This window comes from Trueperella sp. (assembly GCF_043424875.1).
Lineage (GTDB): Bacteria > Actinomycetota > Actinomycetes > Actinomycetales > Actinomycetaceae > Trueperella.
This window is the reverse complement of record NZ_JBHWPL010000099.1, coordinates 1-20,731: the sequence shown is the minus strand read 5'-3', so window position 1 is coordinate 20,731 and position 20,731 is coordinate 1. Positions and strand designations below refer to the sequence as shown.

General features: G+C 58.3%; 20 protein-coding genes and 2 tRNA genes. 11 read left to right on the top strand and 11 right to left on the bottom strand.

Annotated elements, in window-relative coordinates:
• From ACHFFR_RS08460 to dctP, 5 genes are all read right to left on the bottom strand, one after another.
• Positions 1 to 168: transposase (locus ACHFFR_RS08460; protein WP_394263827.1), on the bottom strand; the 168-nt coding region annotated here is incomplete at its 3' end.
• A 269-nt stretch (positions 169 to 437) separates the two neighbouring features.
• Positions 438 to 1,463, bottom strand: coding sequence for an L-idonate 5-dehydrogenase (locus ACHFFR_RS08455; RefSeq protein ID WP_394263826.1), 1,026 nt, complete (start codon positions 1,461 to 1,463; stop codon positions 438 to 440).
• A gap of 75 nt (positions 1,464 to 1,538) precedes the next feature.
• Positions 1,539 to 2,828, bottom strand: coding sequence for a TRAP transporter large permease (locus ACHFFR_RS08450; RefSeq protein ID WP_394263825.1), 1,290 nt, complete (start codon positions 2,826 to 2,828; stop codon positions 1,539 to 1,541).
• Positions 2,828 to 3,466 carry a TRAP transporter small permease gene (locus tag ACHFFR_RS08445; RefSeq protein WP_394263824.1) on the bottom strand — a complete coding sequence of 213 codons (639 nt, stop codon included), beginning with the start codon at positions 3,464 to 3,466 and terminating at the stop codon, positions 2,828 to 2,830. The genes ACHFFR_RS08450 and ACHFFR_RS08445 overlap by 1 nt, the downstream gene beginning before the upstream one ends.
• Before the next feature lie 60 nt (positions 3,467 to 3,526).
• Positions 3,527 to 4,552 (bottom strand): TRAP transporter substrate-binding protein DctP, encoded by a 1,026-nt coding sequence (dctP, locus tag ACHFFR_RS08440; RefSeq protein ID WP_394263823.1) that lies wholly within the window; start codon positions 4,550 to 4,552, stop codon positions 3,527 to 3,529.
• Between the two features lie 229 nt (positions 4,553 to 4,781).
• On the opposite strand from dctP, the gene ACHFFR_RS08435 reads away from it, so the two are divergent.
• On the top strand, positions 4,782 to 5,543 hold the full coding sequence (locus ACHFFR_RS08435; RefSeq protein ID WP_394263822.1) for a GntR family transcriptional regulator: 762 nt from the start codon (positions 4,782 to 4,784) through the stop codon (positions 5,541 to 5,543).
• Positions 5,544 to 5,584: 41 nt separating this feature from the next.
• On the opposite strand, the gene rsmG is transcribed toward ACHFFR_RS08435, so the two are convergent.
• From rsmG to rpmH, 6 genes are all read right to left on the bottom strand, one after another.
• Entirely contained in the window at positions 5,585 to 6,229 is a 645-nt protein-coding gene (gene rsmG / locus ACHFFR_RS08430; RefSeq protein WP_394263821.1) for a 16S rRNA (guanine(527)-N(7))-methyltransferase RsmG, read from the bottom strand.
• 149 nt (positions 6,230 to 6,378) lie between these two features.
• Positions 6,379 to 6,990, bottom strand: a complete 612-nt coding sequence (locus ACHFFR_RS08425) for a R3H domain-containing nucleic acid-binding protein (RefSeq protein ID WP_394263820.1) — start codon at positions 6,988 to 6,990, stop codon at positions 6,379 to 6,381.
• Positions 6,991 to 7,031: 41 nt separating this feature from the next.
• Positions 7,032 to 8,207: a membrane protein insertase YidC gene (yidC, locus tag ACHFFR_RS08420; RefSeq protein ID WP_394263819.1), complete on the bottom strand. Its 1,176-nt coding sequence runs from the start codon at positions 8,205 to 8,207 to the stop codon at positions 7,032 to 7,034.
• Positions 8,188 to 8,523 (bottom strand): membrane protein insertion efficiency factor YidD, encoded by a 336-nt coding sequence (yidD, locus tag ACHFFR_RS08415; RefSeq protein ID WP_394263818.1) that lies wholly within the window; start codon positions 8,521 to 8,523, stop codon positions 8,188 to 8,190. Before yidD ends, yidC begins: the two co-directional genes overlap by 20 nt.
• Positions 8,516 to 8,854 carry a ribonuclease P protein component gene (gene rnpA / locus ACHFFR_RS08410; RefSeq protein ID WP_394263817.1) on the bottom strand — a complete coding sequence of 113 codons (339 nt, stop codon included), beginning with the start codon at positions 8,852 to 8,854 and terminating at the stop codon, positions 8,516 to 8,518. The genes yidD and rnpA overlap by 8 nt, the downstream gene beginning before the upstream one ends.
• Positions 8,855 to 8,995 carry a 50S ribosomal protein L34 gene (gene rpmH / locus ACHFFR_RS08405; protein ID WP_126416468.1) on the bottom strand — a complete coding sequence of 47 codons (141 nt, stop codon included), beginning with the start codon at positions 8,993 to 8,995 and terminating at the stop codon, positions 8,855 to 8,857.
• Between the two features lie 391 nt (positions 8,996 to 9,386).
• On the opposite strand from rpmH, the gene dnaA reads away from it, so the two are divergent.
• From dnaA to ACHFFR_RS08355, 10 genes are all read left to right on the top strand, one after another.
• Positions 9,387 to 11,042: a chromosomal replication initiator protein DnaA gene (gene dnaA / locus ACHFFR_RS08400; RefSeq protein WP_394263816.1), complete on the top strand. Its 1,656-nt coding sequence runs from the start codon at positions 9,387 to 9,389 to the stop codon at positions 11,040 to 11,042.
• 377 nt (positions 11,043 to 11,419) lie between these two features.
• On the top strand, positions 11,420 to 12,553 hold the full coding sequence (gene dnaN / locus ACHFFR_RS08395) for a DNA polymerase III subunit beta (protein WP_394263815.1): 1,134 nt from the start codon (positions 11,420 to 11,422) through the stop codon (positions 12,551 to 12,553).
• Between the two features lie 15 nt (positions 12,554 to 12,568).
• Complete coding sequence (gene recF, locus ACHFFR_RS08390; protein WP_394263814.1) at positions 12,569 to 13,810, top strand: DNA replication/repair protein RecF; 1,242 nt, start codon at positions 12,569 to 12,571, stop codon at positions 13,808 to 13,810.
• Positions 13,807 to 14,403 (top strand): DUF721 domain-containing protein, encoded by a 597-nt coding sequence (locus tag ACHFFR_RS08385; RefSeq protein WP_394263813.1) that lies wholly within the window; start codon positions 13,807 to 13,809, stop codon positions 14,401 to 14,403. The genes recF and ACHFFR_RS08385 overlap by 4 nt, the downstream gene beginning before the upstream one ends.
• Positions 14,404 to 14,692: 289 nt before the next feature.
• Positions 14,693 to 16,756 (top strand): DNA topoisomerase (ATP-hydrolyzing) subunit B, encoded by a 2,064-nt coding sequence (gyrB, locus tag ACHFFR_RS08380; RefSeq protein ID WP_394263812.1) that lies wholly within the window; start codon positions 14,693 to 14,695, stop codon positions 16,754 to 16,756.
• Positions 16,757 to 16,764: 8 nt separating this feature from the next.
• The gene (gene gyrA / locus ACHFFR_RS08375; RefSeq protein WP_394263811.1) at positions 16,765 to 19,377 is read left to right on the top strand and encodes a DNA gyrase subunit A; all 2,613 of its coding nucleotides are present in this window, start codon (positions 16,765 to 16,767) and stop codon (positions 19,375 to 19,377) included.
• A 64-nt stretch (positions 19,378 to 19,441) separates the two neighbouring features.
• Positions 19,442 to 19,900, top strand: a complete 459-nt coding sequence (locus tag ACHFFR_RS08370; RefSeq protein ID WP_394263810.1) for a DUF3566 domain-containing protein — start codon at positions 19,442 to 19,444, stop codon at positions 19,898 to 19,900.
• Positions 19,901 to 20,093: 193 nt separating this feature from the next.
• Positions 20,094 to 20,167, top strand: a tRNA-Ile gene (locus ACHFFR_RS08365).
• A complete protein-coding gene (locus ACHFFR_RS08360) occupies positions 20,132 to 20,314 on the top strand; it encodes a DLW-39 family protein (protein ID WP_394263809.1) in 183 nt (60 codons plus the stop codon). The genes ACHFFR_RS08365 and ACHFFR_RS08360 overlap by 36 nt, the downstream gene beginning before the upstream one ends.
• Positions 20,315 to 20,387 (top strand) — tRNA-Ala (locus ACHFFR_RS08355). It begins immediately after the preceding gene.
• Positions 20,388 to 20,731: the final 344 nt, after the last annotated feature.

Here is a 20,731-nt window from a genome sequence, read left to right as displayed (position 1 = left end):
CCGGTCGGGGCTGGGTTTACCGTATTCGGCGCCCACTACCGCGTCGGCGTCGGCTGAGAGCAGAGCATTGATCACGGTTTGGAGCAGATCTCGCATGAGATCGGGAGAAGCATCGGCCAGGGCTTCACTGAGCAGGCCTGCAGGGTCGATAATATGAGGAGCGGTCATCGTGGCGATGTCCTTTCGAGTGAGAAGTAGAAGGCTTTCTCGAAAGATCCCACGATGACCGCGCTCGTGTCAGCAACGACGCACACGACCACCATCGGGCTACACCACTCTAACGGGCACTACTTACGAACGCCGTGTTCATCGTGGATATATTCGATGTTTACGCTCAACATGTCAACGCACGTGTCATTTGTCAGCGTCGATGACTCTGCTTTAGCTTTGATGCCATGGGGCCCGCAAGATTTGCTACGGGCCCACGGGGTCATGCGTCAGCTGAGCTTCAGCATGACCTTGGAGGAGCCTGTCGACCGGTCGGCAGCTGTCTCGAAAGCCTCGAGCGCGTCGTCGATAGAAAACTCATGTGTCATCACAGGGGAGATGTCGAATCCTTCGGCCATCATGTGCACGGCGTCGGTGATCTCGTCGTCAAAACGATAGGAGCCTAGGTAGTTGATTTCACGGGTCACTATGTTGCCGAGAAGCGCTGTGATCTCACTACCAGGAAGATTCCCGACCTGAACCACCGTTCCGCCACGTTGCGTAGCAGCAAGAACGCTGCCGATAGCCGCGGAGGCGCCCGACGCCTCAAACGCAATCTCGACGTCTTGGGGGAGTCCTTCGCCCGCCGACAAGTTGACGAGTTCGTCCGCGCCCAGCTCTTTAGCAACCCTGAGTGCACCCTCGGACAAATCTGACACAAAGATTTGTCCTGCACCGCGGAACTTCAGAGCCGCGACTGTCAATGCGCCAATCGGACCAGCGCCATTGACCAGCACGGTTCGCCCTGCAACATCGCCAGCACGATTAACCGCGTGGAGAGCAACGCCGAGTGGCTCGGCAACAGCGCCTTCCTTCGTCGTGAGATTGTCAGGGAGAAGCCGGAGCTGATCCACTCGCGCCGTGCGAAACTCCGAGAATCCGCCCTGTTCATGTGGAAGAAACGCGCCGGATCCAAAGTACCGAACTTCTGGCCACAGGTTTGTCCGACCAGCCGTGGACTCTGGCATCGTATGATTTCCCACGAGTGTCGCGGGATGAATGGTGACGGCTACGCCTTCCTCGACGCCAGTCACATCAGCGCCGAGCTTAGCGACGCGACCAGCAACTTCGTGACCAAGGATCAATGGCTCGCGTAGGATCGCCGTGCCGGATGCGCCATTCTTCCAGTATGAGATGTCGGAACCACATATTCCGCCCCATTCCATGGCGATGAGGACTTCACCTGTCGCGGGTTCCGGAATTGAAATCTCGTCAACCCGGAGATCGTTCGCCCCATGGGCGACTACTGCTTTCATTGTATAAACCTTTCCAAGTGGTAGAGCACGACCAAGGTGGGGTGGGAAGCCAGAACTTGACGTCCCACCGACGCCTTAGGTCAACCAGCCCAGTGGCACGGTAATAACCTGCGGCACGAAGATGAAAATCAGCACGAGCACAATCTGCGATAGCAGGTATGGCAAGACGGTTATCGATACCTTTTCGATCTTTACCTTGCCCACCGCACTAGCCACGTTCAGTGACGGACCGACGGGTGGCGTGATCAGTCCCAGCACATTGGCAAGGGTAAAGACGATTCCGAACCACACGAGATCCACTCCGGCTTCCTGGAGCACAGGCACCATGAGCGGGGTCAGGATAAGAATGGTTGGGATGACGTCAAGGAACAGGCCGAGGAGGAAAACGAACACCATAAGAACGAGGACAAGCATCGTCGGGTTGTCCACAAGGGGTCCCATGAGGTTAGTAACCACACGAGGTAGACCAGAGATTGTCATGTAGTAGCCCGCGACTTGAGCAGTTGCTGCGAGGAACATAACGACAGCGGACATCTTCGCCGACGCGACGAACGCTTCAATCATCTGAGGCATCTTCATTTCGCGGTATACGAAGATAGCGATAAACAGAGCGTAAACAACTGCCACGACACCTGCTTCGGTTGCGGTAAAAACGCCCGAGCGCAGGCCTACCAGAATTATCACCGGCAGAAGAATGGCCCAGACTCCCGAACCAACCATTCCCGCGAATTTCTTCATTCCTGGGAACGGGACGTCCGTCTTTACAGCGTCCTTACGGGACACAAAGAACCACGTAAGGCACATGAGGACCGTAAGGTAGAAAGCTGGGATGATACTTCCCATGAATAGCTGACTGATAGAAACACCAGCCGTCGCACCGTACACGATGATCGGGATTGAAGGAGGCATGATGGGAACTACGAGGTTTGTACCAGCTACGAGACCGGCTGACTTATCACGGTCGTAACCTGCGGATACCATCATGGGAATAAGAATCGCGCCCAGAGCCGCAGTGGAGGCCACAGCCGATCCGACCAGTGCGCCAAAGAGTAGCGTAGCAAGAATCGTCACGTAACCGAGACCTCCGCGAACGCGACCGACAGTGACGTTGAACATGGCGATGAGGCGCTTGGTAAGCCCCCCGCGATTCATGATCTCTCCCGTCAAGATAAAAAACGGAAGCGCCATCATGGATACCGAGTCGGTTCCACGCAGGAGTTGAGTAGCGATAATTGACGGATCGGTGGAAGTGCCACCTATGAGGTACGAGGTTGCACCGCCTGCGAAGAGCAATGCGAATGCGATGGGTACGCCGACTGCGATCGCGGCGACGAGATATCCGGTTAGTGCACCTAGGATCTTCATTATTCTTCCTCACCTGCCGACTTCTTGCCGTAGTCATCATCTTCATCAGTGCGGTCGAAGCGGAGCTTGCCTCCCGATAGTTCAGCCACGGTCTGTTCGAGTTCTTCGTCGCTCATCAGATCCTCGGGATCGATATCGTCCACTTCCTCGCCAGCCATAAGATCCTCCAAGGGAATCTTTTTGACGAGCGCATCAAAAATATTGGACAGAGCCAAAATGATGATGGAAATACCAGTCACGGCGCCAACGCCGGAAACGATCCACCGGGGAAATCCCGTGGCTACCCAGGAATCGTTAAAGGTCTGACCCGCTAGTCGGATCGAGCCCCATGCGAGGAGAAACATCACCCAAATGACGATGAGCTGAGTGATGACATAAACGATACGTCCCGCGGTAGGACCGAGACGGCTAAAAATCATATTGACGCCAAGATGTTGGTTATCGCGGTAGGCGCCAATGGTGCCGAGATACACGAGGAAGATAAATGCTAGTCGAGCGATTTCCTCAGATGCGACAAATCCTGAGTTAGCCACGAACCGCATAACGATATTGACGAACATGAAGATAATCATGATCGCGAGGAATATCGCCATGAGGTACTCAATGCCTCTGAAAAACCTGTCGAGTGAAGTTTTCATGAGTGATGCCTTTCAAGAACACTGTGGCGGCAGGATGATCTTCCCGCCGCCACGGTGTACTTAATTTGCGTTCTTGATCTGCTCAGTCAGTTCTTCTGACCAGTCGTGCTCTGCGTGGAGCTCGTCGATGAGGGGCTGGATCTTTTCGATGATGATCTCGCGATCCTCAGGGGTGAGTTGCGTAACGGTCACACCGTTCTCTTCAAGAAATGCTCGGTCCTCGTCAACCGAAGCGATGTAGTTATCCCAAGCCGCAAGAGTCGCTTCCTTAGCCGCGTCGCGGACGATCTGTTGCTCTTCCTCGGTCAAACTCGACATGAAGGGCTCATTCATGATGAGTTCGAGGGTTGCGATGATGTGGTTTGTCTCGTATACGTAATCCTGAACCTCGTGAAACCCTTCAGAAATAATGGTTACCATCCCGTTATCCTGACCATCAACGACGCCGGTCTCCAAGGACGTGAATAGGTCACCCAGCGGGATTACCTGTGCCGAAGCGCCGAGGTGCTCAGCAATACCTAGGTGAATTGGATTTGAGGGCATACGGAACTTCTGTCCCTGAAAATCATCAACTGACGTCAGTTGCTTATTTGATGAGAACGTCCGTGCAGAGTTCGGACCCCAGCCAAGAACCTCTGTGGTTGGGAATGCTTCTGTAAAGGCCGCACTTTGCTCATCGCCAATTTCACCTGTCCACACGTTCTTGGCATGCTCAAGATCCTCATAGAGGAAAGGCCAATCCGAAATGAGCATCTGTGGATATTCTTGATTCATTGGGGTACCAACGAGGACCATTTCAATGGTGCCATTGCGGACTCCATCCCATAGATCGGCCTCGTTGCCGAGCGTGCCGGAGTGAAAGACCTCAGCCGTCAGCATTCCACCTGACTTCTCTTCGATTTCCGGCACAAAGACTTCGTCAATAGCTTCAGCCATCGGGTGGGTCGCCGCCCAGTTTGATCCAATGCGGAAAGTCTTAACCGAACCATCGCCGGTGTCGCCGCCGTTGGAACCGGAATCTTCGCCACAAGCAGTAACGCTCAGTGCAAGAGTTCCGGCTGCAACAATCGCCATCAGTCGCTTCATTTTTCTCCTCCAGAGTTGTGGGGATCGGATGTTCCGATGTAGTCGTCTCATCGCGTTAACGCCCCTGTTGTCTGCGATCGGGTTTTGTCTTGTACACAACCTTGTATACATGAGTATTATAGAATCACACTTCAATTATCATGTCAATACTGCCCGCAAAAGTCAGCCAACGATGACGGCGAAAAAGGACACCTTTGGCAATATACTCGGATTGTAAGAAGGGAAAATCATGAAGCGAAACACGCGATTTCAGGTGATTAGTGAACTGCGGTCGAGGATCGTCTCGCTCGAATTACCACCAGGAACGTCAATTTCGGAAAACGAACTCGCAACCACTCTGGGGGTCTCGAGAACCCCCATTCGCGAGGCCCTTCTCATTTTGGCTGAAGAGCAACTCGTGGAAGTCTTTCCGCGCGTCGGCACATTCGTTACGCCCGTCGATGTCCGCCTTGTAAAAAACTCACAATTCTTGCGGGAAGCGCTCGAGCTCTCGTCGCTCGACACCCTTGATCTACCTCTTTCTGAAGTCGATGTTGAGCGTATTGAAGACAACCTGCACGATCAAGAGCGTATTGCGGAACAAGATCCCGATATCTTCTTCAAATACGACGAAGAGTTCCATCGCCTTCTGATGGCCTCAGCCGGGCATGGAAGAAGCTGGGCTTTCGTCTCCAACGCTAAAGCTCACTTGGACCGGGCTCGCATGCTGGGTATGAAAGAGGTGAGCCACCCGAGGAAGTTTTATCTTCAACACGTTGAAATATTTGAGGAGATTAAAGCAGGAAATCGTGGGCAAGCGCGCGATCTCCTACAGCGCCACCTTCGAGTCGTATTCGACGATATACAAACCGTCGCTCAAGCCCACCCCCATTTGTTTATTGGTTGGCAGGACGAGAAAGATGGTGCAGACCCAGTGTGGTCCGACTTCCTATATTTACCCCCAGATGCACGGATGAAAGCTTTTCGCGCTGCTCGAAACAAAACTTCATAAGGAAAAGCGTGGCTAAGAGGCTAGTTGCCGTAGCTTGCCAGCTAGCCAAGTTTGACAACCTCAAGAATCCGCGTACCTTCATCGGTACCCCACACATCGACGTCGTAGACCCGCGCCGATTGCGCCTTGAACTTCATCAGCTGCGCGTCGGCATCCTCAATCTCCTGCTCGGCGCGCTGACCCTTGAGCGCTACGAGGCACCCACCCGGCTTGAGGAGGGGGAGCGTCCACGGAATCAGCTTCTTGAGCGCAGCCACCGCGCGAGCAGTCACCACGTCGACGCCGTAATCCTTCGGCAAGTCCTCAGCACGAGAGCGAATGACGTTCACATTCTCCAGCCCGAGCTCCGCCTTCACATCCTCGAGCCAAACCGTCCGCCGCTCCATCGTCTCGATGAGATCGAAGGTGAGATCTGGCCGAATGATGGCCAAAACGATTCCTGGAAAGCCAGCTCCAGAGCCGACGTCGGCAACACGGCCGCGATCCGGCAGAAACTCCGCCACCGGCGTCGAATTCAGAATGTGCCGCGACCACAGCCGTTCGAGTTCGCGTGGCCCCACAAGACCGCGAAGCTCGCCTTCAGCAGTCAACATCTGCGCGAACCCGAGAAGCTTCGACCACGATTCCTCGCCGAAATGCTCGGCACCGCCTTCGGGCGCATTCTCAACGCGAGCAAAGTTTCCCACAATTACCCCTTCCAGATCCTTCAGAACATCCAGACCTTCAAAGGCCAGCCACGTCCAAGCCTTCGGCAGTCGCCGCCTCACACCACACAAGGCCAGGCAGCCCTATACATAAAGAAAAGGCCGGCACTCGGCCGGCCCCTCCTTACGTTTTACTCGTCTGCCGACTCCGCGGAATCGCCAGTCTCCAGATCCTCGGTTTCCTCGGCATCCACATCTTCGGTGTCCGACTCTTCGTCGTCCAGATCGGTGTCGGCGTCCTCGAAGTCGTCGTACTCATCTTCAAGATAGATGACGACGTGACGGCCAGGACCCGTGCCGGAGGAATCCGAGAACAGGCCGGCGTCAGCGACGACGTCGTGAACCACCTTGCGCTCGAACGGATTCATGGGCTTCATCGAATACGGCTCGCCGGTCTCCTCGACCTTCTCGACAGCGCGGCGCGCAATCTCCGCGATCTGCTCGCGATGGTTCTCGCGGTATCCGAGGATGTCGAGCATGAGGCGCGAACGCTCGCCGGTCTCCTGCTGAACCACGAGGCGCGTGAGCTCCTGCAGCGAATCCAGTGCCTCGCCCTTGCGGCCGATGAGGCGCTTGAGGCGACGATCCCCGCCGTCGTCGGAAACGATGGCTACCGAGGCGCGGTCGGCCTCCACGCCAATCTCGATGTCTCCGTCGAGGTCAGCGATGTCGAGGAGTTCCTCGAGGTAGTCAGCTGCAATGTCACCCTCGCGATCAAGCTTGCTGGCGTTGTCTTCAGTCATAACAAATCCTTTGAATGCTGGTGTGCTGGTGTTATTAAGTCTTAGCGGCGCTTCTTCTTTTTGTTCTTCTTCGAGCGCTGGCGCTCGGCCATTCGGCGCTCGTAACGCTTCTGCGCGCGCTCGGCGTCGGTCAGGCCGTCTGGTCCGCGAACCTCTTCCTCCGCAGCAGGTTCCTCTTCCTCGGGAACAATTGCGTTCTCGGGGATCGAACCCGTCTGGCGTGCCTTCTTCGAGCGCTTCTTGCCCAGGGGCTGTGCGCGCTGGCCAGTCTGGACGTGCGGGGTCTCGTCGTCGTCGGATTCCTCAACCTCGGGCAAGCCCTGCTTCCGGCGCTTCTCGCGCATGCGCAGCTCGCGCGCACGGTAGGCCTCCGAACCGGGAGCCGGGTTGTTGGTGATCAGCCAGGTCTGCTGACCGATGTTCCAAATGTTTCCGGTCAGCCAATACACGAGCACGCCCACCTGGAACACGGCACCCGAGAACACGTAGATCAGCGGCATGCCGTAGAGCATGTACTTTTGCATCTTGTAGGCGGGGTTGTCAGGGTCGCGAGCCGAGTCCGGCAGGTTCTTCGTCATGATCTGCTTTTGCGAGAAGAACAGCGTGATCATCATCAGCGCGATGAGGACGACGGCGACGACGAGCACGGCCGTCGGATTGCTGAATTCGTTTCGCGTGGAGATCGAGGAGGAGATCGGGGCGCCGAACACGGTGGATCGCGCGATCTCCGTGGCAACGTCCTGGTTAATCGCGCCGATGGATTCGCGCGCGTACGTGCCGTTGGACAGCGGGAGCACCGCATACAGCAGGCGGAACAGCGCGAAGAAGATCGGCATCTGGATCAGCATCGGCATACAGGCCGCAAATGGCGACGTGCCGTGATCGCGGTAGAGCGCCATCATTTCTTCCTGCTGGCGCTGCTGCGAGACCTGATCGGTGCGGCCCTTGTACTTCTTCTGGATCTTCTTGATTTCGGGCTGAAGTTCCTGACCGGCGCGAGATGCGCGCGTCTGCTTGTTAAACAGCGGAATGATCAGGATACGGATAAAAACCGTGAGGCCCACGATCGACAGCACCCACGCTGGGCCCGAACCGCTCTCCATTCCGATCATGGTGAGAAGTTCATGCACTCCGTACATGATGTACGAAATGACCCACATGATGGGGTAGAGGATGGTATCCATCGACTGAAGCTCCTTATGGTGCGTCGTGATCATCGCCATGGCCACGTGTGGCCTGATGATCTGTTTCGTTGTCGCGGTACGCGATGAGTTCTTTGTATCCCAGTGGCTTCGTCGGCCATTTACCCTTGTCGGGCACCCAGTCCACGCCACCCTTTGACCAAGGATTGCAACGAAGAAGCCGCCATGTACCTAAGAGTGTACCTTTAATTACCCCGTGAACCTGAATCGACTCCAGGGCGTACGCGGAACAGGTGGGTTGATACCTGCACCGACGTGGGGTGTTGGCAGAAATGTGCTTTTGGTACCACCGAATCGCGCCAGTGAGTACTGCGGCGACCGGGTTACGCATGGACCATTCCAAGCCGGGTTAGTTCTGTGTGGAGGGCCTCGCGTAGCTCCTGCGAGGAGGCAGTTGCGCTACCGGGACGCGCTCGGATAACGACCTTCGACGCCGGAATCTCGAGGTAGTCGCGCATGATGTGCCGTAGCCTTCGCCGCACCTGATTTCGCACGACGGCGTTGCCCACCTTCTTACTGACAGTGAAGCCGACCAAAAGGCCGGCTCCGGGTTCGCCTTCCACGACGTGGATGACGAAGTATCTGTTTGCTGCCCGCAGTCCGTGGCGAGAGGCGGCGCGAAAGTCCGCTGCCGCTCGCATTCGGTGAGCTGCGGGAAGCATTTATGCAGAAAGCTTGGCGCGTCCCTTACGGCGACGAGCAGCAAGAATTGCACGGCCGCCACGCGTGGACATGCGCTTGCGGAAGCCATGCACCTTGGAACGACGACGGTTGTTCGGCTGGAAAGTGCGCTTCGTAGTCATTCTGAGACCACCTAAATCTAGATCTTGACGTTGAGAGTGCCTCGAGCTGAGAACTTCGAGGCCGTGTGCTTATCACACATGACTCGTTGACTTTACTGGAGTTTTCGCCGAAAGGTCAACGATTGAGACCTCTCCGGTGACAGATATAACAAGCATTCGATCAAACCACAGCTGAGGAAAAGTTTGACCTATTCCACTTTTTCGCGATCTCCACAGCTGTGGTTTCTTCTGTGGTTGGATCTTTGTTCTGAATCCGCGCGGATCCGGGAATCGAATTACAAAGATGTAATATCCACACATGTGAACAACTTTGTGGATAACTCGCCTGACTTTCCACATTTTTTTCTCTACTATGGGTGGGTATTGGATCAATGAGGAACTAAGGAGAACGATGGCGGATAGCTCACCGGCGCGTGATGCGTGGACGGCCGCAACAGAATTACTTCGTGCACAGGGAGAGCTCTCCGACTCCCAGACGGCCTTCGTCCGCCTCGCACACCCGCTCGCCACGGCCGACGATATTTTCATGATCGGCGTTGGGTCAGACTTCGTTAAAGACTGGTTAAACGAACATGTCTCAACAATCATGGAAGATCGTCTCTCTGACATCCTGGGACGCAACGTTCGCCTCGTGATTTCCGTTGATTCGTCCCTGTCCGAACAATCAACGACGCCGGCACCGCCAGCAGTCCAGACGTGGCAGAATCCCGATCAACAGTGGCAAGAGCAGTTGCAGGAACAGTCGCTGCGCCAAGACGCGTGGCAAGATTCCTCCCCTCAGACCGACGAGGTTGCATATTCAGAACAGCCCGTTCCGTCGGCGGACCGCGCTCTACACTCCGTCGATAACTTCCCCTTTGACTCCGACTTCCGCGCGCCCGAGCCCGCTCGTTCGGATGCCGAGTATTCGAATTACGATCTTCCCGCGTCTCCCAAAGAGCGCCTGAGCCCGATGTTGCCGCGGATTCAGACGAACAAGGATCAGTCCGACGCCCACCTCAATCCGCGCTACACCTTCGAAAACTTCGTGATCGGCGAATCAAATCGCTTTGCACACGCGACCGCACTTGCGGTCGCCGAGGCACCAGGGTCAACCTACAATCCGCTGTTCCTGTACTCCGACTCGGGCATGGGCAAGACCCACCTCCTGCACGCGATCGGGAACTACTACATCAGCCTGTTCCCAGGCAGCCGCGTTCTCTACGTGAGCTCGGAAGAGTTCACGAATATGTTCATTAACGCGATGAGGACGCAGCAGGGTCACAACTTCAAGAACCTGTTCAGGTCAGTCGACATCCTCCTCATTGACGACATCCAGTTCCTGTCCAACAAGGAAGGAACCCTGGAGGAGTTCTTCAACACGTTCAACGCCCTGGCGAACGCTAATAAGCAGATCGTCATTACCTCGGATGTGGCTCCCCGCCTACTCGACGGCTTCGAGGACCGCATGATCTCGCGGTTCGCCTCGGGAATCGTTGCCAATATTGACCTTCCAAACCTCGAAACCCGTATCGCGATCCTGGAGAAGAAGGCCGCGTCGGAAAAGCTAGACGTGCCACGCGAGGTCCTCGAATTCATAGCCTCGCGCATCACGACCAACGTGCGCGAGATGGAAGGATCCCTTCGCCGCGTCACGGCCTACGCGGGCCTGTTCGACGTTCCCGTCACGATCGACGTCGCTGAAACGGCTCTCAAGGACATGATGTCTGACCCGAGTTCGGTCACCGTCACCGCAGCGCTGATTATGAGTCAGACGTCGGCGTATTTCGGGGTGACGCCGGAAGATCTCAAGTCCCCAACCCGCACGCGCACGCTCACTCAGCCGCGTCACATCGCGATGTATCTGTGCAGGGAAATGACCGATCTTTCTTTACCAAAGATTGCGGAATCCTTTAACAGGCGAGATCACACGACCGTGCTGAACGCGCTTCGTAAGATCGAAAAATTGATGGCCGAAAAGCAGACGGTCTTCAATCAGGTCACGGAACTCATCGCCCGGATCAAGCAGGCGGGTAAAGAACAGGCGCAGCTGGCCGAGAATCACTAGTATTTCCGTTCGCTCAGGTTTTCCACAGAATCTGTGGAAAACGAAGCGAGCAGTCAGACGAAATCAGTGGAGAAACGACCAAAAACTGCGGATAGTCAGAGACCTCAAGTGTTCCATCCACAAAATGAGCCGGTTGCTCGCAGCGTTATACCAACAGCTATCCACACTGTGAAGATCGCACAATAGCAAGGACAAATCCGGTTCTCCACAGAATCCACAAAGGCTACAACTACTACTACAAAGAAAAACTAGAATGACACTCTTCGGCCACCGACTCTCGTCGCCCAGGTGCGTGTCATTCGGATGCTATACGGGAGGGCAAAACCGTGCGTCCTCGCGTAAAGTAGTGCCAGTATTAAATGAAAGTAGGTTTGACGGTGAAAATTAGCGTCGATCATGACATCTTTACCGATGCGGTCACGTGGGCATCGCGTACCATTCCCAATCGCCCTGCTATCCCTGTCCTCGCAGGCATGCACATCGTGGCAGCAGAAGACGGGACCATCTCACTCGGCTCGCGCGATTCTGATATTTCATCTCACATCACAATCGATGGCACTGTCGATGAACCTGGAGACGTGCTGGTCAACGGCAAGCTCCTCGCGGAAATCTCCCGCTCGCTGCCCGCTCGCCAGATTGACCTGAACGTCGAGGGAGGAATGCTCGAGATCGAGTGCGGCTCCTCGCACTTCTCGATGAAAACGATGTCCACCGAAGACTATTCGGAGCTCCCCGAGATGCCGCCCGTCATTGGTCAAATCGACGGCGCCGAATGGGAAAAGGCCGTGTCTCAGGTGACGATCGCGGCGTCGAACGATGACACGCTTCCAATGCTCGTCTCGGTGTGCATCGAGATCGAGGGGGACAAGCTCTCCCTTATGGCTACCGACCGCTACCGCTTGGCGATTCGCGATCTGGGCTGGACGCCGTCGTCGTCGGATATTTCGAAGCGAATCCTCGTGCGTGCCTCGCGACTCCTCGACGTCGCCAAGGCGCTCGGCTCGTCGGGCCCGATCGAGGTTGCGCTGCAGGATCAGGGAATGGGCGCTCTGATCGGCTTTTCCGCCGGCGGTCGCCGCAACACAATCCAGCTGATCGACGGCGAATACCCGCAGGTCCGCTCGCTGTTCCCCACGGAAGTCAACGGCTTCGTGGTGATGAATCGCCTTGAAATCCTCGAGGGCATCAAGCGTTCGCGGCTCGTGGTCGAGAAGAACGCCGCGGTGCGACTGTCGTTTTCCGAGGGTGAAGTTGTGCTCGAGGCAGGGCATGGCGATAACGCGCAGGTCTCCGAGGTCCTCCCCGCGGAACTTGAGGGTGAAGAGCTGAAGATGGCGTTCAACCCGGTCTTCCTTCAGGAAGGGTTCTCGGTGATTGACACGGAGTTTGTACGCCTTTCGTTCACGCATCCGACGAAGCCCGCGGTTGTGACGGCGCAGGATGAGGAAGGAAATGTCGACGACGATTTCCGCCTCCTGCTCATGCCCATCCGCACCTTCGGCGCGAACTAGGCCCGCGCAAGACCCTTGTACATCACAGATCTGGCGTTACACGATTTCCGGTCGTATCGCGAGGTCGTGCTCGAGCTCGAGCCGGGCGTTGTCACCTTCGTGGGTGAAAATGGCCAGGGCAAGACGAACCTCGTCGAGGCCATCGCCTACCTAGCCACGTTCACGTCCCATCGCGTGGTCGCCGATACGGCGCTCGTTCGCCAGGGTGCGAATGCCGGCGTCGTGCGGGCAAAGGTCCGCCGCGGCGAATCCGCGACGATGGTCGAGGTGGAAATCCTCACCGGCAAGGCCAATCGCGCCCGAATAAATCGCGGAAACGCGCGGCCAGCCGACCTCCTGGGGATCGTTCGCGCCGTGGTGTTCGCGCCCGAGGATCTCGAGCTCATCAAGGGCGATCCCTCCGCCCGCCGGCGCTTCCTCGACAACCTGATGATTCAGTTCCGCCCGCGCCTCGCGGCCGTCAAGAGCGAGTACGACAAGGCGCTGCGCCAGCGCGGCGCGTTGCTCAAGACGCTACGTAAAGCACGACGCCGGGACGGGTTTTACGACGAGGCTTCCCTCGATATCTGGGACGCCCAGATCGCAAAGTACGGCGCGCAGATTATCGCGGCGCGCGCGGAGATCATCTCGGGCCTGCGCCCGTTCGTCGAGGAGTATTACACCGACGTCTCCGGCGGCCGTGGCATCGCCCGCATCGACTACGCGGCGAATCTGGACGAGCGCCGTGGGTGGTCGCTGCCCGGCCCCCAGGAATTAACCGGCGACGACGGCGAAACGTACCGCAACGGCGTCGCCGACCATGAAACCGAGCTCCAAGACGTGGCCGCCACCGAACAGGCGATGCTCGAAACGCTGCGCGAGTGGCACTCCGAGGAAATCGATCGCGGCGTGAACCTTGTCGGACCGCATCGCGACGAGCTCGAACTCAGCCTTGGCACGCTGCCCGCGAAGGGTTTCGCCTCGCACGGAGAATCTTGGTCGTTTGCGCTGGCTCTGCGGCTGGGGTCATGGAAGTTGTTGCGCAGCCACGTGTCCGGGGACTGGGCGGAGGACGAGGAGCCGATCCTCATCCTCGATGACGTGTTTGCGGAGCTCGACTCCCGGCGTCGACTGCGACTCGCCGAGATCGTTGACGAGGCCGAGCAGGTGTTTGTGACCGCGGCGGTGGGCGACGATCTGCCCGACCTCGGTGGGATCCGATTCCTCGTCCACGACGGGGTCGTCACCCGCGAGTTCGATGAGGGTGGCGAGCAATGAAGCCCACGGTCTCGCGAGACAAAATCGCACAGGCAAAGGACGCGGCCGCAGATAAGTACGGCGATCGCCTCCCGCTCGAAACTCTCGAGCGCGCCCGCCGCATGGCCGAACGGCACGGCTGGGTGCGGCGTCGCATCGAAACGCACAACCCGCTGCTCGATCAGGATCAGATGGGGGAGGACGTCTTCGTGCCGAGCCCGGGGCAAGATGTGGGCTCGGGCGCGCGGCCTTCCAAGCGAGATCCGAAATCGCTGAGCTTCGTCTACACCGGTCTCATCGAGCGAATGGGATGGAAAACGAACCTCGACGTCGGCGCGGTCGCGGCCAGGTGGCCGGAGATTGTGGGACCCGCGCTCGCGCAGAACTGCGTGGTAGAAGATTTTTCCGACGACGGCGTGTTGACACTGCGAGCAAAGTCCACCTCGTGGCAGACCCAGATTCGCGCGCTTTTGGCATTCCTTGATAAGAAACTCGCCGACGAAGTGGGCGAGGGAGTTGTGAAGGAGATCGTGGTCAACGGCCCGAATGCCCCCTCGTGGAAGCATGGTCCGTACTCGGTACCCGGCAGAGGGCCTCGCGACACCTACGGATAGGCCCGCGAACGACGTCGCCCGGGGGAGACGCGGGCGAGTGGCGTGCGCGATCGGAAGACCCTCGCTGGAGAGGGACCCGAAGCGGTTGCTGGGCGCGAAATTTCTCCACAGAATGCCAGACGTTACAAGAATCGACAGGCGGCCTTGTAAGTCGATATCACGCCGTGCAAGCGATATAATTACAGGCACGGCCAAAATGGTAGGGACCCACCAAAACGAGGCTCAATGCCTCTAAAGGGCGTTTACGGTCGCTTAAAGAGACGCACACCACATGTGCGAGCGTTAGGAGATGCCAAGCGTGGCAGAAAATAAGACGGACGGAACGTCGAACGGCAGGGTCGGAGCGGTATCGTCCGAGCAGTCGTATGACGCCTCCAATATTACCGTTCTCGAAGGACTCGAGGCAGTGCGCAAGCGCCCCGGTATGTATATCGGATCGACCGGTGAACGTGGCCTGCATCACTTGGTTTACGAGGTCGTCGATAATTCGGTCGATGAAGCGCTCGCGGGATACGCAAGCCACATTGAGGTCACGCTCCTCGACAACGGCGGCGTGCGCGTGGAGGATGACGGCCGAGGAATTCCCGTCGACATCCACCCAGGCGAAGGTCTTCCCGCAGTTCAGGTGGTCATGACCGTCCTGCACGCCGGCGGAAAGTTCGGCTCGGGATCGTACGCCGTCTCCGGTGGTCTGCACGGCGTGGGCGTCTCGGTTGTGAACGCGTTGTCCACCCGCATGGACACGATGGTCAAGCGCGACGGCTACGTTTGGCGCATTTCCTACGAAAACGGCGTGCCCGTTGCCCCGCTCGAGAAGGGCGAGAAGACGGACGAAACCGGAACCACGCAGACGTTCTGGCCGAACGCAGAAATTTTCGAAACCGTCGAGTTCGACTTCGAGACGCTGCGCCATCGCCTCCAGCAAATGGCCTTCCTCAACAAGGGCCTGCGCATCACGCTCACCGATGAGCGCGAGCAGGCGGTTGCCGAGGGCGAGGAAGTTGTGGGCTCGTCCGAGTCCCTGACCGAGGTCGAGGAACCCAAGCTCGAGGTCTCTTACCAGTACGACGGCGGTCTGCGCGACTACGTCGAGCACCTCGTCAAGACCAAGAAGGTCGAGCCTGTCCACGAGGAGACCATCTACTTCGAGGCGGAGGACGAGGAGAAGAAGATCTCGCTCGAAGTGGCGATGCAGTGGACGAACGCGTATTCCGAAACGCTGCACACCTTCGCCAACACGATTAACACCACCGAGGGCGGAACTCACGAAGAGGGCTTCAGAACGGCGCTGACCTCCGTGATTAACAAGTACGCGCGCGAGAAGAATCTGCTTAAGGACAAGGATCCGAACCTGTCTGGCGACGACGTTCGCGAGGGTCTCGCCGTCGTGCTCTCCGTCAAGCTGGGCGAGCCGCAGTTCGAAGGTCAGACGAAGACGAAGCTCGGCAATACCGAGGCGCGCACCTACGTCCAGCAGCAGACGTACGCGCGGATCAACGACTGGTTTGATATGAATCCGAACGAGGCCCGCGAGGTTATTCGCAAGGCCACGCAGGCGTTCCAGGCACGTATGGCCGCGCGCAAGGCTCGCGAGGCCACGCGCCGCAAGTCGGTTCTCGAATCGGCGGCGATGCCGGGCAAGCTCAAGGATTGCACGTCGCGCCATCCCGAAGAGTGTGAGATCTTCATCGTCGAGGGTGACTCGGCAGGGGGATCGGCCGTCAACGGCCGAGATCCGTACAATCAGGCGATCATGCCGATCCGTGGCAAAATCCTCAACGTGGAAAAGGCCCGCCTCGATCGTGCGCTAAGCTCGGATACGGTCCAGAACCTCGTCACGGCGTTCGGCACGGGCATCGGCGAAGAGTTCGATATCAACAAGCTGCGCTACCACAAGATTGTGTTCATGGCGGATGCGGACGTGGATGGCCAGCACATCGCTACGCTGCTGCTCACGCTCGTGTATCGCTATATGAAGCCGCTCATCGAGGGTGGATATATCTACCTCGCGATGCCGCCGCTTTATCGCATCAAGTGGACGAACGCCCCGCACGAATACGTGTTCTCGGACGCGGAGCGCGATGAGGTTCTCCAGGCTGGCCTCGCCGAGGGAAAGAAGCTGCCCAAGGCTGAGGGCCAAGGCATCCAGAGATACAAGGGTCTTGGTGAAATGAACGATTCGGAGTTGTGGAGCACCACGATGAATCCGGAGACTCGCACGCTGAAGCGAGTCAACATCGGCGAGGCTGCAGCCACCGATGAAGCGTTTTCCGTGTTGATGGGCGAGGACGTGCAATCGCGGCGCTCCTTTATCCAGCGCAATGCCCGTGACGTGCGATTCCTCGACATTTAAGGATTACCGTGAGCGAAGATACGACGATCGAAACACCCGACCACGATTCCGTGAAAGAGGTCGATCTCCAAAAGGAGATGGAGACCTCCTACCTCGATTATGCGATGTCCGTCATCGTCGGGCGCGCACTGCCCGACGTCCGTGACGGCATGAAGCCCGTCCATCGCCGCGTCATCTACGCGATGTGGGACGGCGGCTACCGCCCAGACTCCTCCTTCTCGAAGTCCGTGAAGATTGTCGGCGACGTCATGGGGCACTACCACCCACACGGCGACGCCGCGATTTACGACACGATGGTCCGCCTCGTCCAGCCCTGGGCAATGCGTTACCCGCTCGTGTCCGGGCAGGGCAACTTCGGAACCGCCGGCGATCTTGGCGCGGCCGCGGCCCGATACACCGAGGCTCGCATGGCCCCGCTCGCCGTCGAACTCGTGCGAGACATCAACGAAGACACGGTTGATTTCGAACCGAACTTCGACGGCTCGGTCCAGGAACCGAAGGTGCTCACCGCCCGGATTCCGAACCTGCTCATCAACGGTTCGGAAGGCATCGCAGTCGGCATGGCTACCTCCATCCCGCCGCACAACCTGCGCGAGGTCGCCTCGGGTGCCCAGTGGTATCTCGAGAATCCGGAAGCAAGCCGAGACGAGCTCCTTGAAGCGTTGCTCGAGCGCATCCCGGGTCCCGATTTTCCGACCGGCGCCACGATCCTCGGCAAGAAGGGGATTGAGCAGGCCTACCGCACCGGCCGCGGCCCGATCACCCAGCGTGCGATCGTCGAAGTCGAAGAGATTCACGGCCGCCAATGCCTCGTGGTCACCGATCTGCCCTACCAAGTCAACCCGGATCGCCTCCTTGACCGCATGGTCGAAGGTGTCAAGGAAGGCCGCCTGACGGGCATCGCGGATATTCGCGACGAGTCCTCCGGCCGCGCCGGCCAGCGCATCGTGATCGTCCTCAAGCGCGACGCCGTGCCGAAGGTCGTTCTCAACAACCTGTACAAGCACACCCAGCTCCAGCAGAACTTCTCGGCGAACATGCTGGCGCTCGTCGACGGCGTGCCGCGAACCCTGTCCCTCGATGGATTCATCTACTACTGGGTTCAGCACCAGATTGAGGTCATCTCCCGCCGTACCGCCTACCGCCTGCGCAAGGCCGAAGAGCGCCTCATGATTTTGGAGGGCCTCGTCAAGGCTCTCGACATGTTGGACGAGGTCATCGCGCTCATTCGCCGCTCGCCCACAGCCGACGACGCCCGCCAGGGCCTCATCGACCTGCTCGACATCAATCCGGTCCAGGCCGATCACATCCTCGCGATGCAGCTGCGCCGCCTTGCGGCTCTCGAGCGTCAGAAGATTCTTGACGAGCGAGACGAGAAGCTCGCTGAAGTCGAAGATTATAGGGATATCCTCGCCAAGCCGGAGCGCCAGCGCGCCATCGTGTCCGAGGAGCTCGCCACGGTGGTGGACAAGTACGGCGATGATCGCCGCACGACCATCCTTCCGTTCGACGGTGAGATGTCCGAGGAAGACCTCATTACCGAAGAGGACGTCGTCGTGACCGTCACGCGATCGGGCTTCATCAAGCGCACGAAGGTCTCCGAGTACCGCGCCCAGCGGCGCGGCGGCAAGGGAGTCAAGGGGACGACGCTACGTTCCGACGACGTCGTCGAACACATGGGCATTGCCTCCACCCACGATTGGCATCTGTTCTTCACGAACCTGGGCCGCGTCTACCGGGTCAAGGGATACGAGATCCCCGAGGGTTCACGCGAGTCGAAGGGTCAGCACGTGGCGAACGTGCTGGCGATGCAGCCGGGCGAGGAAATCGCCTCCGCCTTCACGCTCCGCACCTACGATCAGGCCGATTACCTCGTGCTCGCCACGGAGGACGGCCTGGTCAAGAAGACGCGCCTGTCCGATTACGATTCCACCCGCACGGGCGGCCTCATCGCCATCAACCTGCGCGAACACGTGGACGGCAGCACCGACCAGGTGGTCTCCGCCCGTCTGATTAACGACGGTGACGAGCTCATCCTCGTATCGAAGAAGGGCCAGTCGCTGCGATTCGTCGCCGACGACGAGACGTTGCGTCCGATGGGACGCGCGACGTCGGGCGTGCGCGGCATGAAGTTCCGCTCCGGCGATTCGCTGCTCACGATGGAAGTTGTTCGACCCGATTCGGAAGTGTTCGTCATTACCGACGGTGGCTTCGCCAAGCGCACGAGCATCGACGAGTATCGTCCGCAGGGTCGTGGAGGTCTCGGCATCCGCGTGGCCAAGGTCGTGGAACAGCGCGGCGCGCTCGTAGGTGCACTGATCACTCAGCCGGGAGACGAGGTGCTCGTCATCATGGAGGGCGGCAAGGTTGTGCGCTCGTCCGTGGATGAGGTCAACCTGACCGGCCGCAACACTCAGGGCGTGCGTTTTGTTCGCCCCGACAACGGTGATCACGTCATTGCCATGGCACCGCACCTTGAGACCGACGCCGGCTCGGCCGATTCTGCCGATTCTGCTGGATCTGCGCCGTCGTCGGACTCGGCAAGCTCTGCGGGGTCCGCAGCCACGCCGCCGTCCGTTGATGAAACGCCAGAACGTGACGACGTTCCGGGCGAAGAGTGATGAGCAAACTGGCAAAACGCGGTAGCGTCATATCTAGCGAATTATTGAACGACGGAGAGAGCTCATGACTGAGACTACGCAGGATACCGAATGGGCATCGAAGGGACAGCACAGCGCCTTCGCGGCTGAAGAGCAAGTGGCCGTGCCCCTGCGCAAGGACGTCGGCATCCGCCGTGTGCGCATGACGATTTCGAAGGTCGATCCGCTGTCGGCCCTCAAGCTGTCCTTCCTCATTTCGGTGGGTATCGGCATCATGATCGTGGTTGCCTCGATTATTTTGTGGTTCGTCATGGACGCGATGCACGTGTGGGCTCGAATCGATGACCTGCTCGTGACGCTGAACTCCGAGCCGCTGCTCGAGCTGGGCCAATTTATGGACTTCGGGCGCGTGGTGTCTTTCGCCGTCGTCGTCGGCGTGATTGAAGTCGTGCTTCTGACGCTGTTTGGAACGGTTCTCGCCCTGCTCTACAACGTCATTGCGATGCTGGTGGGCGGTCTGTATATCACCGTGACCGACGAGTAAATCTTCAACCGCGAATGCCCCGCTTACGAAGCGGGGCATTTTGCTATCTCGGGCACGTGCGACGCGGCGGGGACGTGGGAGAACGCCGCGGCGGAATCAAACTGTGAAGTGTAGCGCTTGCCGTAACGGCGGTTTGAATATGACGGAGTAAATGAGTTAATCTAATTCGGCGCACGAAAAGGGCGCAAACCCGGGGCGTATAGCTCAGCCGGTTAGAGTGCCACACTGATAATGTGGAGGTCGGTGGTTCGAGTCCACCTACGCCCACTCCGGGAATCGAGAAAGGTCAACATGAGAAAAGCAATTTTCGCAGTTGCGACCTTGGCAGGAGGACTAGTAATCTTCCTAAAGGTTCAGGAGAATCTGCAGCGTCAGGCAATCTGGCAGCAGGTTACTGATCCGGTCGATTTCTAAGGGGCCGTGGCGCAATTGGTAGCGCACCTGCTTTGCAAGCAGGGGGTTAGGGGTTCGAGTCCCCTCGGCTCCACAATTGAAGACGTACTAGAACACCTGACATCGGTTGATGCGGGTTCTGGTGTGAGGGCGGCGAACGGCTCGTTGAGCTGGATCGCCGCTTTTTCGTCCTCGGTGATGAGGATGCGGTGGTAGAAGGCTTGGTTGGCTAGCCGTTTGCCGTGGTCGTCGGTTCGTTCGTACATCTGGGCGCAGTCGGCGAGGAGTCGTAGGGCGGTGGCGAGGTGTTGGCGGGGGCCTTCGTGGTCGTGCCGTGCGGCGTCCAGGCGTTTTGTGACGTCGGCCAGGGCGATGCGGATTCGGTCTTGGTGGCGTTTCAGGGTGTCGAGGTCGATGGCGTCGGCGAAGTGGGACACC

Coding starts and splice junctions, on each gene's coding strand:
- ACHFFR_RS08455 (WP_394263826.1), bottom strand. CDS start 1,463: ATGAAAGCAGTAGTCGCCCATGGGGCGAACGATCTCCGGGTTGACGAG.
- ACHFFR_RS08450 (WP_394263825.1), bottom strand. CDS start 2,828: ATGAAGATCCTAGGTGCACTAACCGGATATCTCGTCGCCGCGATCGCA.
- ACHFFR_RS08445 (WP_394263824.1), bottom strand. CDS start 3,466: ATGAAAACTTCACTCGACAGGTTTTTCAGAGGCATTGAGTACCTCATG.
- dctP (WP_394263823.1), bottom strand. CDS start 4,552: ATGAAGCGACTGATGGCGATTGTTGCAGCCGGAACTCTTGCACTGAGC.
- ACHFFR_RS08435 (WP_394263822.1), top strand. CDS start 4,782: ATGAAGCGAAACACGCGATTTCAGGTGATTAGTGAACTGCGGTCGAGG.
- ACHFFR_RS08425 (WP_394263820.1), bottom strand. CDS start 6,990: ATGACTGAAGACAACGCCAGCAAGCTTGATCGCGAGGGTGACATTGCA.
- yidC (WP_394263819.1), bottom strand. CDS start 8,207: ATGATCACGACGCACCATAAGGAGCTTCAGTCGATGGATACCATCCTC.
- yidD (WP_394263818.1), bottom strand. CDS start 8,523: ATGCGTAACCCGGTCGCCGCAGTACTCACTGGCGCGATTCGGTGGTAC.
- rnpA (WP_394263817.1), bottom strand. CDS start 8,854: ATGCTTCCCGCAGCTCACCGAATGCGAGCGGCAGCGGACTTTCGCGCC.
- rpmH (WP_126416468.1), bottom strand. CDS start 8,995: ATGACTACGAAGCGCACTTTCCAGCCGAACAACCGTCGTCGTTCCAAG.
- dnaA (WP_394263816.1), top strand. CDS start 9,387: ATGGCGGATAGCTCACCGGCGCGTGATGCGTGGACGGCCGCAACAGAA.
- ACHFFR_RS08385 (WP_394263813.1), top strand. CDS start 13,807: ATGAAGCCCACGGTCTCGCGAGACAAAATCGCACAGGCAAAGGACGCG.
- gyrB (WP_394263812.1), top strand. CDS start 14,693: ATGCCAAGCGTGGCAGAAAATAAGACGGACGGAACGTCGAACGGCAGG.
- ACHFFR_RS08370 (WP_394263810.1), top strand. CDS start 19,442: ATGACTGAGACTACGCAGGATACCGAATGGGCATCGAAGGGACAGCAC.
- ACHFFR_RS08360 (WP_394263809.1), top strand. CDS start 20,132: ATGTGGAGGTCGGTGGTTCGAGTCCACCTACGCCCACTCCGGGAATCG.